Below are 16,080 nucleotides of genomic sequence, written 5' to 3' on the forward strand. Positions count from 1 at the left end.
ACTCGTCATTTGGTAGTAGGCGCGGGCGCCGCTACAGGTCCAGGAACAGCGTCCGGGCCGAGCGGCTGTCGATCTGGCTGCGGTAGATCTGGATCACGCGCTCATTGTCGGCGTCTGCCGGCAACTGGTACTGCCCCCCCTCGAACCGCTGTGCGGCGGTTTTCAGATGCGCCGCGGTGTACAGCCCAGGCTCTGCGTCCAGGGTCGCGTAATGAAAGTGCGCCACCCACAGCAACTGCCCCGCCTTGTCGTGGATTTCGTACTCCTGAAGGAAATCCTGGGCATGGCCCTTGCGTTTTCGCGTGGGCTTGCGCGGCTGGAGCCTGTGCAGGCTGACCTCGCCCTGGGCCTTGAGGTAGGCCACCCGACTGACCGTCGGCAACTGTGCCAGGGTCATCTGCACACGCAGACGGCGCCCTTCATCACGCAGATGCTTGGCCTGCTCGAGCAGGGCCTTGGCTTGCAGCGCCGCATCCTGGCCGGCAGCAGACCGGTCGGTGTCGTTGCCGGCAGTCAATGCCTGTTCGATCTGCCGGGCCAGCTCGTCAAGCGGGCGCGCCTGCTGCGTCAGGATTTCTTCCATCTCCACCGGAAGCATGGCGGTCCTGGCCTGGGCGACGGCGCGCCTGAGCTGCTGCGCCGAGTCGTTCAGCAACCGCGTGGAGCGCTCCAGCAAGCCCGGCAACTGCGCCTGGGTGGCGCGCGCAGGTGCTGGGCGGGGGCGCTCCACCGGCTGCCAGATACCGGCCTCGGCGGTTTCCTCGTAGCGGGCCAGCTCGCGCTGTTCCACCGGGTCGATCACCACCACCACGTCGCTGTCGGCCCCTGCCAGCCGACGCTGCTGGCCCACCACCACGCCGCGGTTGCGGGTGCGTATCAACGTGCGCGAGCGGCTGCCTGAGGCCGGTGGCGCCGAAGGTTGGCGTGGCAGGTCGCGAATCAGCCCGGCCAGTCGCTTCTGGGCAGCATCATGCAGGGCCTGCAGCACCTGCTGGTACTCCTCCACCTGTGCCGCCCCCTGCAAAACCGCGCTGGAGGCCTTGTACAGCTGGGTGCCCTGCAGTGCACTGGCATAGTGGCGCACACTGCTGTCGAGCATCTGCACCCGTTCCTGATCGGTGAACGCCCCGCCCATCTCGAGCTCCAGTTGCAAGCCCAATCGGGCAGACAACACCGTCTCGTAGATACCCTCGCCTCCGGCGTGCCCGCGGTCTGCCTGCAGCACCAACACCCCCAGCATGTTGATCTGGGACGAACGCCAGGCCTGGACTGACAGCTCTTCACCGCGCATCGCCTCGATCCTGCTTGCCTGGGCCGGGCCGCCGGGCAGGATCTGGCGCAGCTGCCCGGTCAGGCGATCGAGGGCCTGATAGCAGTCGATGATCTGCTCGGTCAGGGTCTTGGCCCCTTCGAGCAGCACCACCAGTTGCCGATAGGTGGGCGAAGTGCCTTCCAGCACCAGTTCGCGCAGACGGTCCTGACCCTGGCCGCCGCGAAGGTTGTTTATGCCGTCCTTGTTATGCATGAACAGGCTTCGCAAGGCGTACAGCAACTGCACGGTAATGCTGGACTCCTCGAACAGGTAGTTGCCCTGCTGGGCGCGAAAGTTTGCCAGGGTTTTAAGCTGGTTCAGTTGCACATGGCTTTCCCGCGCCTTGGCCAGCCCCTGCCCGTGCCGTCGCAGATCATCCACATAGCGGCGCAATCGCTCGGCCGAGGGCTGCGGCTCCTGTTTCACCACCTCGTCCAGATCGCGCTTGAGCTGCAAGGCGCTGGCCTGGCGCACCGGCTGGTAGTCGTCCAGTTCCTTCTGCAGAACCTCCACGCGAGCCTGGTTGGCCAGGCGCAACTGCTGGATGCGCCGATTCAGCGGCATGCCGCCACGCAAGCGCAAGCCCAGGTCGAATTGCCAGCTGCCATCGGCGGCGTGCCGCAGCCAGGGCCCGGGAGGCTGTTGCGCGTCGCGGATTCGCAGGCCGGCATCCTCCTCCACCACGGGGTAGACCTGCCCGCTGACACCCACCCACAGACGGTCCTCATGCAGGTACAACCCCTGCCAGGGCCCGTGGCTGATCGGTGCCCCCAGCCCCTCGCGGCCCTGCACGCGCTGCAGGGGCACCAGCCGCGCGCGCTGTTCGCCGCTCAGTCGGTCCGCCGCCGCTGCCCAGCTGAAATCCAGGCTGTCCAACGCCTGGCCCGAGGGCGAAGCGAGGGCATGGCCGAACTCGGGCTCCAGCACCTGGGCCAGCGGCGACTCGCCCCTCTGCGCAGGGGTTGAGAGCTTGAGCCGGGTGGTGTCGGTCCTGCTCGCCAGCAACGTCAGCGCCAGGTTGAACAACCATCCCGCCAGCTGCCCGTCACCCTCGCTCTGGTGTTGCTGCAAGGTATCGCGCAGGCCCGCCGTCAGTTGCACCAGCCAGCCGGCCACCGCAACCGGGCCATTGCACAGTGGCAACAGCGTGTTGAACATCAGCCAGCCCAGTTCGGCATAGGCCGCCCAGCGCTGTTCGCTGGATGACTGCGAGCCGGCCCGGGCGCGGGCCACCAGTTCCTGGGCGCAGCTACGGTACAGATGCACCAGCGGGTCGCCATCGATCAGCGCGTCGCTGAACGACGCCGGGGCCGGCACCTGAAGGGGAGCGAAGTCCGAGCCGGGCAGAAAGCGCACCGTATGCGGCTGCTCCAGCCCGCCACGCGCGTACACCGGCTGTGCCTTGACAGGCAGCCGCGCCAGCAGATCGTCGTGCAGCGCGCCGGGCTCGCACAACCGCTCGAACAGGGCCTGGCGCGAGCTGAACTCCTGCAGCGGCTCGCGGTGCAGTGGGCGATACAGCAGGCACGGCCCCTGGCGCGGGTCGCGGCCCTCGACCAGGTACGCATTGAGCGCGACATCGGGGTGTGCACCCGCCTCGCGCAACAGGCCCAACGGACGCAGCACCGCGTCGGTTTCCTCGCCACGGCACAGTGCCGTGACCCGCCGGGCACTCAGTGCACTGACCCCTTCGCGTTGACGCAGGCAGTACTCCAGCACCAGCATCGGCAGTTGTTCGCGCAACTGATCGACGAACAGCTGCTGGCGACTGGCCGACTGCACAGGGTCATCCAGCAGGCTGTGCTGCAACAGGTCCGGGTAGGTCTGGCCCACGTCCAGGCGGGTGACCTGGGCCTTGATGAATGCAAGATCCAGCCATGTCGGCAGCACTGCGCCGCTGCGGCTGCGCAAGGTGACGCTGCCTGCCCTGAGCAGCCCCAGGTTGCCCACCGCCAGTTGGGCCAGGTTCAGCGTCACCTCGCGAATGCTGCCCGCCGGGGCAAAATCCCCCCCACTGCCGCCGGCGCCGGCAATCACCTGGCGGTTGACCAGCTCGACATCCTCCAGCTCGGCACGGGTGAAGCCCGGGTGCCCGGCACGCACCGCCGCCTGCCACTGGGCCCAGGCGTACTCCGGCATGCCGGGCAGGTCATGCAGGAACGACTGCCCGCCACTGCGCTGCTGCGCCCGCGCCAGGCGCACCAGCATCTCGGTGTACTGCAGGCGCGGCGCCTCGTCAGCGTCGCGCAGCCACGTCGGCAACAGCCCGCGCAGGCTGGCCAGGGTCTGGCGCTCGCTCACATCGCACACCTGCACCAGCGAGGTGGCTTCGTCCAGGCGCGCGACCAGCGTCTGCACCGGGTCGACCTGCGAATCGAGAGGTGCTGCGGCGATGGCATCGATCAGGCGCAATTGCTGTTCGAACAACAACCGCGCCTGGGCCTGGAAAATCGACAGTTCGGTCTGGTACAGGTTGAGCTTGAAGGTGCCCGAAGCCTGCGCGCCCCAGCCCCTGGCCAATGCCTCCAGCAGTGCCTGGCGCGAATCGAAGCGATACAGCCCACCCGCCAGGGTGTAGAGCACCACGACAGTGCGCAACTGGCCGAGCACCTGGCGCTCGATCAGCACCGCGCTGGCCAGTTCAGGGTCCAGCCCGCCACCGGGTTCGGCATCCAGGCACAGCAGCGACACGCGTACATCCGCGCCGTTGCCGAACTGCGCGCGCTGCGTCGCCCGTGGATAGATGCCGACCATCGTCGCCGTGGCCAGCTCCAGCCCGTCCAGCACGCCAGCCCCTCGGGCCAGTTCGCAGGCGCTGGAAAAACGGCTTTTGAGGTAATCGGCCAGCCAGTCCCAGCGCGCGGTCTGGCCCGGCTCGGCCTGGCCCCAGTAACAGCTGAGCACACGCTTGTATTCATCGAGCAGCAACGGCCCGCATTCATTGAGCAGGGTTTCGACCGCGTGCAGGTCGACATCGGCGGCCTGCGGATACTCGGCGCCGCGCTGCAGGGTGAGGTAGTCCAGCCCGCTGGCCAGGTTGAGGCAGGTGCGTTCGCAATAGCGCCGTATCAGGGCATCGGCCAGCGAATCGAGCCGCGCGCCCTGCCCCGGCCGCCCCCTGACCAGGGTCAAGGCCGATGGCGCCGGGCCCTTGATCCCGCGCACCTGCCATTGCTGCGCGCACACCTGCGCAGCCACGGCGTGCAACGAGGGCCGGGTAACCATCTGGCGGCCGATGGGGCCGCACAGCGAAGCGTGTGTGGCCAACTGCCCGAAAAGCGTATCTGCTGCATCCATGATGCGACTTCCTTGTGAGTAAAGAAGCCGCAGTACAGCGTCACGCCCTGCCGGGCAGGTAGTAGATGTTGCTCAGCGGTCCTTGAACTGGGCCTCGCGCTTGGCGATGAACGCCGCCATGCCTTCCTTCTGGTCTTCGGTGGCAAACGCGGCATGGAACACCCGGCGCTCGAAGCGCACGCCTTCGGACAGGCTCACCTCGAAAGCACGGTTGATGCTCTCCTTGACCATCATCGCCACCGGCACCGACTTGCTGGCGATCTGTGCCGCCACCTTGAGGGCCTCCTCGAGCAGCTGCTCCTTGGGCACGATACGCGCCACCACGCCGGCACGCTCGGCCTCCTCGGCCCCCATCATGCGCCCGCTCAGGCACAGCTCCATGGCCTTGGCCTTGCCCACCGCGCGGGTCAGGCGCTGGGTGCCGCCCATGCCCGGCAATACGCCCAGGTTGATTTCAGGCTGGCCGAACTTGGCATTGTCGGCGGCCAGGATGAAGTCGCACATCAGTGCCAGCTCGCAGCCACCGCCCAGGGCGAAGCCGGACACCGCGGCGATGATCGGCTTGCGGCGGTTGGCGATGCGGTCGCTGTCGCTGAACAGGTCGTCGATGTAGATCTGCGGGTAGCTCAGCTCGGCCATTTCCTTGATATCGGCACCGGCGGCGAAGGCTTTCTCCGAACCGGTCAGCACCACGCAGCCGATGTTCGGGTCGGCTTCGAGCTGGTCCAGCGCCTGGTTCAGCTCGCGCACGATCTGCGCGTTGAGGGCGTTGAGCGCCTGGGGGCGGTTGAGGGTGATCAGGCCGACCTTGCCACGGATGTCCAACAGAATGGTTTCGAAACTCATGCAAGCTGCTCCCTTCAAAGATTGCGCGCAATGACCATGCGCTGAATGTCGCTGGTGCCTTCGTAGATCTGGCAAACCCGCACGTCACGGTAGATCCGCTCCAGCGGGAAGTCGCTCAGATAGCCATAACCGCCCAGGGTCTGCAAGGCATCGGAACAGACCTTTTCGGCCATTTCCGAAGCAAACAGCTTGGCCATCGAGGCCTCCACCAGCGCCGGGCGCCCGGCATCACGCAAGGCGGCGGCATGATGCACCATCTGCCGGGCCACGGCGATGCGCGTGGCCATGTCGGCCAGGCGAAACGCCACCGCCTGGTGTTCGATCAGGGGCTTGCCGAAGCTCTCGCGTTCGCGCGCATAGTCACGTGCCACCTCGAACGCGGCCCGCGCCATGCCCACCGATTGCGCGGCAATACCGATGCGCCCGCCTTCCAGGTTGGCCAGGGCGATCCGGTACCCCTCGCCCTCCTCGCCCAGGCGATTGGCCAGCGGCACACGCACGTTCTCGAAGACGATCTGGCAGGTATCGGAGGCATGCTGGCCGAGCTTGTCCTCCACCCGCGCCACCTGGTAGCCAGGCGAGTCGGTGGGCACGATAAAGGCACTGATGCCGCGCTTGCCGGCTGCCGGGTCAGTCACCGCGAACACGATCACCACGCCGGCATTCTGCCCCGAGGTGATGAACTGCTTGCAGCCGTTGAGCACATAGTGATCGCCCTCGAGGCGCGCACGGGTTTTCAGGCTGCTGGCATCGGAGCCCGCCTGGGGCTCGGTCAGGGCAAAGGCACCGAGCATCGCGCCCGTGGCCAGCGGCGTCAGAAACTGCTGCTTCTGCTGCTCGCTGCCGAACTTGAGGATCGGCACGCAGCCCACCGAGTTGTGCACGCTCATGATGGTCGAGCAGGCACCATCGCCGGCGGCGATTTCCTCCAGGGCCATGGCGTAGGCGACATAGCCGGTGTCGCTGCCGCCCCACTGCTCCGGCACCAGCATGCCGAACAGGCCCAGCTCGGCCATCTGCTCGATAGCCTCCCGTGGGAAACGGTGCTCGCGGTCCCACTGCTCGGCAAACGGCCGCAGGCGCTCCTGGGCAAACTGGCGAACGGCGTCGCTGATCTGCTGTTGTTCATCGTTGACTAGCATGGTGCACCTCAGTCCAGACACTCGACAGCCATGGCCGTGGCTTCGCCACCGCCGATGCAGATGGCCGCGATGCCACGGCGCAGGCCCTTCTGGCGCAGCGCGGCAACCAGGGTCACCAGAATACGCGCGCCCGATGCGCCGATGGGGTGGCCCAGGGCGCAGGCGCCGCCGTGGATGTTGACCTTGTCGTGAAGCAGGTCCAGCTGCTTCATCGCCGCCAGGGTGACCACCGCGAACGCCTCGTTGATTTCGAACAGGTCGACCTCGGCCAGGCTCCAGCCGGTGCGCTTGAGCAGCGCATCGATGGCGCCGATCGGCGCGGTGGGGAACAGTGCAGGCTCGTCGGCGAACGCCGCATGCCCGTGGATCACCGCCAGTGGCTTGAGGCCGCGCTGCTCGGCCTGGGACCTGCGCATCAGCACCAGCGCCGCCGCACCGTCGGAAATCGAGCTGGAGTTGGCTGCCGTGACCGTACCGCCTTCGCGAAACGCCGGCCTGAGCTGCGCGATCTTGTCCAGGCGGGCCTTGGGCGGCTGTTCGTCGTGGCTGACAAGGCGGGTCTGCCTGCCCTCGGTCACCTCCACCGGCACGATCTCGGCGGCAAAGCTGCCGTTCTCGATCGCCTGTTGCGCACGGGTCAGCGAGGCAATCGCAAAGTCGTCCTGAGCCTGGCGGCTGAAGCCCTGGGCCTGGGCGCAGTCCTCGGCAAAGGTGCCCATCAGGCGACCCTTGTCGTAGGCATCTTCCAGGCCGTCGAAAAACATGTGGTCGATGACCTTGCCGTGGCCCATGCGGTAGCCGCTGCGCGCCTTGTCCAGCAGGTACGGGGCGTTGGACATGCTCTCCATGCCGCCGGCCACCACCACCTCGGCAGTACCGGCCAGCAGCAGGTCATGGGCCATGATCGCGGCTTGCATGCCCGAGCCGCACATCTTGTTCAGGGTGGTGCAGGTGGTGCCCTTGTCCAGGCCGGCCCCCAGGGCCGCCTGGCGTGCCGGGGCCTGGCCGAGACCGGCTGGCAGCACGCAGCCGAACAGCACCTGGTCGACGCTGTCGGCAGCCACGCCCGCACGCTCGACGGCTGCGCGAATGGCGGCAGCGCCCAGTTGCGGTGCAGTCAGGCTTTTGAGATCGCCCTGCAGGCCGCCCATGGGCGTGCGCACGGCGCTGACGATTACGATGGGATCATGGGACATGCTCATGCGGTTCTCCTGAATTACTTGGCAGCCATGCGCAAGGCACCGTCGAGGCGGATCACCTCGCCGTTGAGCATGCTGTTTTCAATGATGTGACGCGCCAGCGCCGCGTACTCCTGCGGGCGCCCCAGACGCGGCGGGAACGGCACGCCGGCCGCCAGCGAGTCGCGTACTTCCTGGGTCATGCCGGCCATCATCGGGGTTTCGAAGATGCCCGGCGCGATGGTCATCACGCGGATACCGAAGCGCGCCAGTTCGCGGGCGGCCGGCAGGGTCAGGCTGGCAATCGCGCCCTTGGAGGCAGCGTAGGCCGCCTGGCCGATCTGCCCGTCATAGGCGGCGATGGAGGCGGTATTGATGATCACCCCGCGCTCGCCGTCGGCGTCGGCACCGCCTTCGGCCATGGCCGCTGCCACCAGGCGCAGCAGGTTGAAGCTGCCGATCAGGTTGACGTTGATCACCCGGCTGAAGCTGCCCAGGCCGTGCGGCCCCTGCCTGCCCAGGACCTTCTCGGCGCCGACGATGCCGGCACAGTTGACCAGCCCGTGGAGGCTGCCAAAGGCGCTGACGGCCGCGTCCACGGCGGCCTTGGCCGGGGCCTCCTGACTGATGTCGGCCACGGCGAAACGGGCCTTGTCACCCAGGGCTTGCGCCTTGGCTGCAACGGCCTCGCCGTTAAGGTCCACCAGCATCACCTGGGCACCGGCGCCGATCAGCATCTCGGCGGTGGCGGCGCCCAGCCCGGAGGCGGCGCCGCTGACGATGAAGTTCTTGTTGGCAATCTGCATAAGGGGTCCTCAGACGCTGGCGACGGGCGCCGGCGCGGTGTGTTGTTTGGCTATTTCCTGATTGCGCAGGATGAAACGCTGCAGCTTGCCGCTCGGGGTCTTGGGCAGCTCGCCGACAAATTCGATTTCGCGCGGGTAGGCATGTGCATAAAGGCGCTGGCGCACATGCTGGCGCAGGTTTTCGGCCAGCTCCGGCGTGCCCTCCACGCCGCTGGCCAGCACCACGAACGCCTTGATCAGTTCGGTGCGCTCCGGGTCCGGCTTGCCGACCACGGCGGCCTCGATCACCGCCGGGTGCTCGATCAGCGCGCTTTCCACATCGAACGGCCCGACCCGGTACCCGGAGGTGGTGATCACGTCGTCGCTGCGCCCGACAAAGCTGATGCTGCCGTCCTGGTTCAGCTCCACCGTGTCGCCGCTGAGGTAGTACTTGCCGACGAAGGCCTTGGTCTGCACCCCGTGGTAGCCACCGAACCAGCACAGCGGTGACTGCTCGCGGTCCACCGCGAGGATGCCGGGCTGGCCGGGCGGCAGTTCGTGCTGCTGCTCATCAAGCACAACGATGCGATGACCCGGGATGGCAAAGCCGGCCGAGCCCAGGTGCACCGGGTGACGCAGGCCGTGGTGGTTGCACAGCACCATGCCCAGTTCGGTCTGGCCATAGTGATCGTGGATGGTCACCTGCAGGTGTTCGGCGAACCAGCGGATCACTTCCGGGTTGAGCGGTTCGCCGGCGCTGCTGACCACCCGCAGGCGGCCCTTGATCGGCTCGGCGAAGGCCTGGCCGGCGGCGATCAGCATGCGATAGGCCGTGGGCGACCCGGCCAGGTTGGTGATGGCGTACTTGTCGATCACCCGGCAGGTACTTTCGACACTGAACGGGCCGTCGAAGAAGGTGGTGGCCTGGCCCAGCGCCAGCGGCCCGGTGACGGCGTAGTACAGGCCGTAGGCCCAGCCGGGGTCGGCCAGGTTCCAGAAATTGTCTTCGGGGCGCAGGTCGATGGCGTCGCGCATGTAGCCCTGAAACGCCACGATGGCCCGCAACGGCACCTCCAGCGGCTTGGCCGGGCCGGTGGTGCCGGAGGTGAACATCAGCAGGAAGGGGGCCTCCCCGGACAACAGCACAGGCGCGCAGTCGGCGCTGGCAGCGTCCAGGGCAGTGTGAAAATCCAGGTCGCCGCTGCCGGCCTGGGCATCGACGGTAATGATCCGCGCACAGCCCTCGATCTCGTCGAGCTTCGGGCGGTTGGTGCGGTCGGTGACCACCACGCGGGCGCCGGAACTGTGCAGGCGGTGCTCGATGGCCTTGGGCCCGAAGGCAGTGAACAGCGGCTGGTAGACCGCCCCCAGGCGCCAGGTGGCGAGCACCGTGACCAGCAGCTCGACGGTGCGCGGCAGCAGCCCCGCCACCCGGTCGCCCGGCCCCACGCCCTGCGCCTTGAGCACATTGGCCAGGCGTGCGGCGCGCTGCTGCAGGTCGGCAAAGGTGTACTGCGCGCAGGCCCCGTCGTGGCGCTCCCAGTACAAGGCCACGCCGCCCTCGGCGGCGTGCCGGTCGCAACACTCGACGCAGGCGTTGAGCGCACCCAGGTTGCCCGCCAGCACGGCATCGGCAGTGTGCAGGTAATCGAAAGCACGCTGCGCGTCGTGGTAATCACGCATTGCCAGACTCCTCGTTTCTTATTGTTGGAATAGAACGAATGATCTGACGATAGTCGCGCCACCAGCGCGCAGCGACAATGGCCAAAGCTGTCAATCTGGATGACTGGTTTGGCCACTGCCTGCACAGCCCCCGGCGCTAGCCCGCAGGCGGCGCGGCAGCCTCCAGCGCCGCCTGGGTCAGGCGCAATGCCAGCGCCTGCACTGCCGCCTCGCGTTCGCTGCGCAATGCGTTCATTCGCGTCAGGTACACCCCTTCCTGCAGCGTGCCCTGTTGCGCGGCCAGCACCTCGAGTCGATCCCAGAACGGTTGTTCGACCTGCTCGAACTCGCCTTCGTGAGCCTGGCGCAGGTAGGCCAGCCAGAAATCCCGGCCGCTGATGAACGTTGCCAGCTGGTCGGTCTGCTCGGCAGCCAGCACCACCCGCTGGGCCTCGTGTATCTGTGCCGGGGCCACGGCGGCCACTTCGGCGAACTGCATGTTGCGCGGTTGCCCGGGCAGGTCCAGTGCAGCGGCCAGACGGGTGCGATAGGCCAGGCTCACCTCGACCTCGTCCACCCCACGCGCCTCCTGCGTCCTGGCCTGGATGTCGGCACGCGCGAACTGTTCGACCTGTTCAAGACGAAACAGACGCCGCGCGAAGGCGAGCAACGCTTCGCCCTGCTGCTCGTTCGGGCTGTCTGCGCGCACGGTCTGAAACAGCAAAAACCGCACTTCGAGCGCACTGTAGGTGGACGACACGCTGTCCACGCACGTGGTCGGGCTGGCCGCCAGCTCGAACAGTTCCTCGCGCAGCGCCGTGTGCTGCGCCATCGCCTCGAGCATGCGCCACACGCGCTGGTCCAGTTCGGCCCGGGTATGCTGGAAATCCGCCGACCCGGTCAGTTCAGTCAGCAACTGGAAGAAGTCTGCGGCGCCAGGCTCTGCAATCAGGCTGTCCCAGTAACGGCTGCGCACATCCAGTTGCGCCTCGTTCGCCAGCTCCAGCCACAGTGCGCGGGCTTGCGCAGTCGTTTCAGCACGTACCATGACACCGGCCGCAGCCTCCACCACGGGCAGCAACTGCTGCAGATCGTTGATGCGGTCCCAGGTGGCCTGCGGCAGGGGGTTACGCTGGAGCAGGTAGATGTTCAGCGACTCGGGCACGAAGAACGTCTCCGGCAACTGGGTGATGAGGTTGTCGCGCAAGTCGACCACATCCAGAAACGGACATTCGAGCAACCCGTTCGGGAACAGCTGCAGGCGCGTGCTGCGCAACCACACGTGGCGCAAGTTGTACATGCCGGCCATGTTCGGCAGGATCTCGATGGGATTGTTGTCCAGGTTCAGCACTTCAAGCCGATGCAGGGACGCAAGGGTATTGACCCCGGTGTTGCGCAGGTTGATCTGGTTGAGGTTCAGGTTCACCTCACGCAACCAGTTCATGCCGTTCAAGGCAGGCGGTATGCGCCCGAAGCGGTTGTTGGCCAGGTTGAGCCAGCGCACGCCGACAAAGCGTTGCAGGAAGCTGTTCGACAGCTCGGTCAGCCCCATGCCCACCAGGCTCAGGTCTATCACGTGGGAGAAATCGATACCGGCCCCCAGCGGCGGCAGATGCCCCACCGGCATCGCCACCAGGTTCAGGCGATAGCCGATCAGCGTGCCACCCCCATTGGTCACGCGATCGGTCTGTCGTCGCCAGCACCGGCGCAGCTCATCGGCCACCAGGCGTCGCCACTCGCGGGACTGGCCAAAGACCTCCCGACACCACAGCTGCAGGCTCGCATCAAGGCGCTGGTACTGGTCCAGCAGGCGCATCAGTGCCGTCATCGGTTCAACCGAGCCCCCCTGCAGTTCGGTCAGAAGCACATCGATCTGGAGTTGGTCATAGCCCGGGAACAGCACACGCACCACACTGACCAGGGACCGTCGTGTCGCACTGCCCCGGCCACTGAGCGGATACCCGATGCGACCGTCGGGCAAGCGCTGGGGCGGGCTGAAGCGCCCGGCCGAGCGCGCCTGTCCGATCAGTTGCGCGGCCTCGGAGGGATTGGCCAGGGCCCGCGCAGCCAGGGCCTCGCGCATTTGTGCCGCGCTGTCATGACGCGTCCAGCCCAGGGCGCGACGCTGCTCGCGCGTCAGGCAGCAGGCAATCGCCTCGAACATCCCCTGGGGCGCCGGGATCTCGTCGTCGAGCTCGTAGCCTTCAGTGTCGTACACCGAAAACTGCCCGTCGCGACGCACCAGCACGCGGGTCTGGCGGGTATCGCTGAGTGACAACTGGCGCTCGATCACCCGCCCGCTGGACGAACCTTCGCGCAGCTCCAGGTTCAGCCCGTCGGGCCAGGCCGGCATGCGTCGCAGCAAGCCGAAGGCCAGGCCCACGCTGTCGTCACTGTGCACGTTCTGCAGGCACAACCCCTCCAGCGCCCTGCTCAATCGCGCCTCACGCAAGGTGTGGCGTGCCTGCTCGGCGACCGCCAGGGGAATGCGGCGAGTCTGATCCATCATCTGGCGCTGCGTGGCATCGGCCTGCTCTGCCAGCGCCTGGGCATAGCGTCGCGCCAGCCCGGGAAAGTCACGTTGCAACAGGCTCACACGGCTATCGGCAGCGGTCAGCGTGGCCGCCTCAAGGTGCTCGAACAGTTCGAAGCGCAAGCGCGGCATCTGCTCCCAGATGTGATCGAGCTCCGAGTCCTGCCCCGCGTCTTCGACACCCTGCAGATGCTCCCTGCAGAAGGCATGGAGCACAGGGTCCAGGCCCTGGGCATCGGTTTGCCGGTGCAGACGCTCGAAGAATGTCGAGATGCGCGTATCGATACCGAAGCGGACCAGGGTATCGCGCAGGCGAACCGGCACGCCCCGGTTCTCCACGTGCAGGCCGCGCAGGCGCGCCTCGTCCATACCGGCAATGACCATGACCTGGTCGATCTGCGCATCGCTCAGCCCTTCGGCCAGCGGGCCCAGGCGCCGCATCAGCAGGGCATTGCCCGCCCACTGCAGCGCATGCTCGCCAGGCAGGCGCCAGGCGCCTTCGCCATTGGTTTCCAGGCCGGGCGAGTAGGCTTCGGCACGCTGCGGGTGCACCATAACCCAGCGCCCATCGCGCTGCTGAACCTGATAGGTCTGCCCTTCATGCCTGAGCCACAGCGCGCCTGCATCCTCATACAAGCCATCGCTGCGCGGCACCAGGGTTTCAGGCAAAGGGTGGGCATGACGGTAGCTTGCCAGGTCTTCGTTCCACAGCCTGTATTGGCCCGTGCTGCGCACTATCGGCATGAGGCCGTCGACGAAGGCCGACCGTTTGGCCACCGCCACCAGGCCCGCCACACCCGCACCTGTTGCAACGCTGGCCAGCACGTTTTCGGCCACGCCGGTCAGATGCGCCAGGGCCTCCTTGCGCTGGCCCTTGCTCCAGTCGACGGCGCCCTCATAGACCTCGCCCAGCAACTGCCCGACGCTACTGAGCAGCATGATCTGGCCAACCCCGGGGACGAACGAGGCCGCTATGCCGAGCAGGGTTTCACCTGCGGCCAGGTAGGCCTCGCGACGTGCTTCGGCCAGCGCATCGTCGACCCTGGCCGTAGGCACGGCAAGCACCGCTGCGTCGGCCTTGAGCCAGGCGATACGCCATTGCGCAAGACTGGCGAACAACTCCCCGGCCAGCGGGTAATCGAGCAGTTCCAGGTCCGGGCGCGCCGCGTCTCGCTGCGCCTGCCAGGCCGCGCCGAAAGCTGCACGCTCCTGCAGGCTGATCAGGCTCTGGAAGTAGCTCAGGTAATCAGCCGATTTCAAGGCCAGGCCCAGATCGGTTGCACAGGCATACCAGGTCGGATACTGACGCAGCGGGCGCTGCGGATCGCCAGGCAGAAACACCACCACCTGGCGCACCAGGCCGGCCTCGGTCCAGCGTATCGCCCCCTCCAGGGGTTCGCCACGGGCCAGAAAGGCGACCGCGCCCTGTACCTGCTGCCCCAGCACCTCGATGCTGCGCACCCTTACCGGGTGTTCGGCGTAAGTCACCTGGCTCGCCCCGTCGACCACCTGGAGCAGCATGCGGTAGGCCACCTCGTCGATGTCCTTTTTCAGGTAGCCGACCTGGGCGGCCACATCCAGCTGATCGCGCTGTTCGCGGGCCAGCAGCGCATGGCGCTGGCGCTTGAGTGCGTCATCCGGCGGGTCGAGCACACTGTCCAGATGAGCCTGATACTTCTGGCCCAGGTCCAGCGTGCGGCACAGGCCGGCAAACCGCTCGGGCGCGACGCCCAGTGCCTGACCCGCAGACACGATCGCCGTGCCGCGAAAGAATCCCCAGTAGCCGCCGGCAGTCTCGCTGAAGTTCTGCAGAGCACGCTGCAACAGCGGGCTCTGGATCTCGATCGCCTCCAGATAAGGCATGGGCGTGGCCGAAAGCCCCGGGCGGTACTGACGCAGGCGCACTTCCTTCCAGTGCGCCGCACGCGTGTCCAGTTGCAGCCCCAGGGTGTCGCGCAAGGCCTTGTCCAGCAGGGGCGCAGCGAACACGTCGGGCGACTGCAGGAGCTGGAACAACTCGGTCAACGCTTCAAGCGACGCCTGATGCCGGATCAGTGCAGCGCTCACTGCGCGCGCCTGTTCCCTGGATGCCGTGCGCAGCCAACCCGGCAGGCGTTCGGCGATGAATTGATCGAGAATGGTGGGATCGTCTGTGGTGCCGGTGGTTTTGCGGGTGCTCGAGGTCGGGCTCATGGCGCCTGCTCCATCAAGGGGTGGGCACCCAGACTAGGAACAGCCCCGCCAGCAAGGGAGCGGGAAGGCTTGCCTCGCGGCCTCAGCCCGAACCCAGCACGAGGCTGCGGTAATGCCCGGGGTTGCACCCCGACCACTTGCGAAAGGCCTTGTAGAACGAACTGGTGTCGGCAAACCCCAGGCGTTCGGCGATCTCCACGTAGCTGACCTGCGCATCGGCCAGCCAGCCGATGGCCAGCTCGCGGCGCACGCTGTCCTTGAGGGCCTGGTAGGTCTGGCCCTGCTCGGCCAGGCGTCGGCGCAGGGTGGAGGCCGACAGGCACAGCTGCTGGGCCAGTGTCTCGGCATCCGGCCACTGGCTGGCGGGCAACTGGCGCAGGTCGTCGCGGATCCGCCGCGCCAGGCTGGTGGGGTCGCGGTACTTCACCAGAATGTTGGCCGGCGCCTCGGCCAGAAAACGCTGCAGCTCTTCGGGTGTGCGCCTGAGCGGCAGGTCCAGGCAATCGGCAGCGAAAATCAGCCGCGTGCGTGGGCGCTCGAACTGCAGGTTCTGTGAAAACATCACGCGGTAGTCATCGCAGTAGTCCGGCTCGGCGCAGCGCAATTCGATGGCCAGAATCGGAATGCGCCGACCCGCCAGCCAGCAGGCCACACCATGCACGATCATCCAGAAGGTGAAATAGGTGAAGGGTCGGCGCGGCGCCTCGGCGGGTTCGCCGATCACGATTTCAGCCAGGCTCTGCTGGCGCACCAGCACCGGGTGCAGGTGCTCGAGCATCAGCGACAGAAACCCCAGCGCGCACTCCAGGCCCGCCCCCAGGGTCGGCTGGGCCATGGACGAGCGGCAGATGAACGCCAGGCTGCCGCTGCGCAGCCCACGCGGGTCCATGCAGAAGAACTCGTCGTTGCAGCGCCGCGCCAGCAGCCGCCACAGCCGGGCATAGGCACTGGCCGGCACGCGGGCCTGGGGCTGCTCCAGTTGCTGCGGGTCGATCCCCACCCGCTGCAGCAACGCCGCAGCCGCCGCGCCGGGTGCGCTGCTTTGCAACAGGGCCTCGCGCACCAGTTGCATGGAGATGGTGTCTTTCTCCTTCATCGACCCTCACTCGTGTTGCAGGTGGTGTGTGCCGGC

General features: G+C 67.1%; 8 protein-coding genes. All 8 read right to left on the reverse strand.

The window, feature by feature from the left end; translation table 11 throughout:
- Window positions 1–31 precede the first annotated feature (31 nt).
- The 8 genes from V9K84_RS11690 to V9K84_RS11725 all read right to left on the reverse strand — a co-directional run bounded on the left by V9K84_RS11690 (window position 32) and on the right by V9K84_RS11725 (window position 16,044).
- Complete coding sequence (locus V9K84_RS11690; RefSeq protein WP_088515700.1) at window positions 32–4,609, reverse strand: hypothetical protein; 4,578 nt, start codon at window positions 4,607–4,609, stop codon at window positions 32–34.
- A 72-nt stretch (window positions 4,610–4,681) separates the two neighbouring features.
- Window positions 4,682–5,455: an enoyl-CoA hydratase gene (locus tag V9K84_RS11695; protein WP_043860114.1), complete on the reverse strand. Its 774-nt coding sequence runs from the start codon at window positions 5,453–5,455 to the stop codon at window positions 4,682–4,684.
- A gap of 14 nt (window positions 5,456–5,469) precedes the next feature.
- Window positions 5,470–6,597 carry an acyl-CoA dehydrogenase gene (locus V9K84_RS11700; RefSeq protein ID WP_043860115.1) on the reverse strand — a complete coding sequence of 376 codons (1,128 nt, stop codon included), beginning with the start codon at window positions 6,595–6,597 and terminating at the stop codon, window positions 5,470–5,472.
- A gap of 8 nt (window positions 6,598–6,605) precedes the next feature.
- Window positions 6,606–7,799, reverse strand: a complete 1,194-nt coding sequence (locus tag V9K84_RS11705; RefSeq protein WP_088515699.1) for an acetyl-CoA C-acyltransferase — start codon at window positions 7,797–7,799, stop codon at window positions 6,606–6,608.
- A gap of 14 nt (window positions 7,800–7,813) precedes the next feature.
- A complete protein-coding gene (locus V9K84_RS11710) occupies window positions 7,814–8,581 on the reverse strand; it encodes an SDR family NAD(P)-dependent oxidoreductase (RefSeq protein ID WP_088515698.1) in 768 nt (255 codons plus the stop codon).
- Between the two features lie 9 nt (window positions 8,582–8,590).
- Window positions 8,591–10,243: an AMP-binding protein gene (locus V9K84_RS11715; RefSeq protein ID WP_088515697.1), complete on the reverse strand. Its 1,653-nt coding sequence runs from the start codon at window positions 10,241–10,243 to the stop codon at window positions 8,591–8,593.
- 136 nt (window positions 10,244–10,379) lie between these two features.
- Window positions 10,380–14,948: an NEL-type E3 ubiquitin ligase domain-containing protein gene (locus V9K84_RS11720; RefSeq protein ID WP_088515696.1), complete on the reverse strand. Its 4,569-nt coding sequence runs from the start codon at window positions 14,946–14,948 to the stop codon at window positions 10,380–10,382.
- A gap of 82 nt (window positions 14,949–15,030) precedes the next feature.
- The gene (locus tag V9K84_RS11725) at window positions 15,031–16,044 is read right to left on the reverse strand and encodes an AraC family transcriptional regulator (protein WP_088515695.1); all 1,014 of its coding nucleotides are present in this window, start codon (window positions 16,042–16,044) and stop codon (window positions 15,031–15,033) included.
- Between the last annotated feature and the right edge of the window lie 36 nt (window positions 16,045–16,080).

The sequence above is a fragment of the Pseudomonas sp. AE27 genome, from assembly GCF_037113495.1.
GTDB lineage: Bacteria > Pseudomonadota > Gammaproteobacteria > Pseudomonadales > Pseudomonadaceae > Aquipseudomonas > Aquipseudomonas palmensis.

Coding starts and splice junctions, on each gene's coding strand:
- V9K84_RS11690 (WP_088515700.1), bottom strand. CDS start 4,609: ATGGATGCAGCAGATACGCTTTTCGGGCAGTTGGCCACACACGCTTCG.
- V9K84_RS11720 (WP_088515696.1), bottom strand. CDS start 14,948: ATGAGCCCGACCTCGAGCACCCGCAAAACCACCGGCACCACAGACGAT.
- V9K84_RS11715 (WP_088515697.1), bottom strand. CDS start 10,243: ATGCGTGATTACCACGACGCGCAGCGTGCTTTCGATTACCTGCACACT.
- V9K84_RS11705 (WP_088515699.1), bottom strand. CDS start 7,799: ATGAGCATGTCCCATGATCCCATCGTAATCGTCAGCGCCGTGCGCACG.
- V9K84_RS11695 (WP_043860114.1), bottom strand. CDS start 5,455: ATGAGTTTCGAAACCATTCTGTTGGACATCCGTGGCAAGGTCGGCCTG.
- V9K84_RS11700 (WP_043860115.1), bottom strand. CDS start 6,597: ATGCTAGTCAACGATGAACAACAGCAGATCAGCGACGCCGTTCGCCAG.
- V9K84_RS11725 (WP_088515695.1), bottom strand. CDS start 16,044: ATGAAGGAGAAAGACACCATCTCCATGCAACTGGTGCGCGAGGCCCTG.
- V9K84_RS11710 (WP_088515698.1), bottom strand. CDS start 8,581: ATGCAGATTGCCAACAAGAACTTCATCGTCAGCGGCGCCGCCTCCGGG.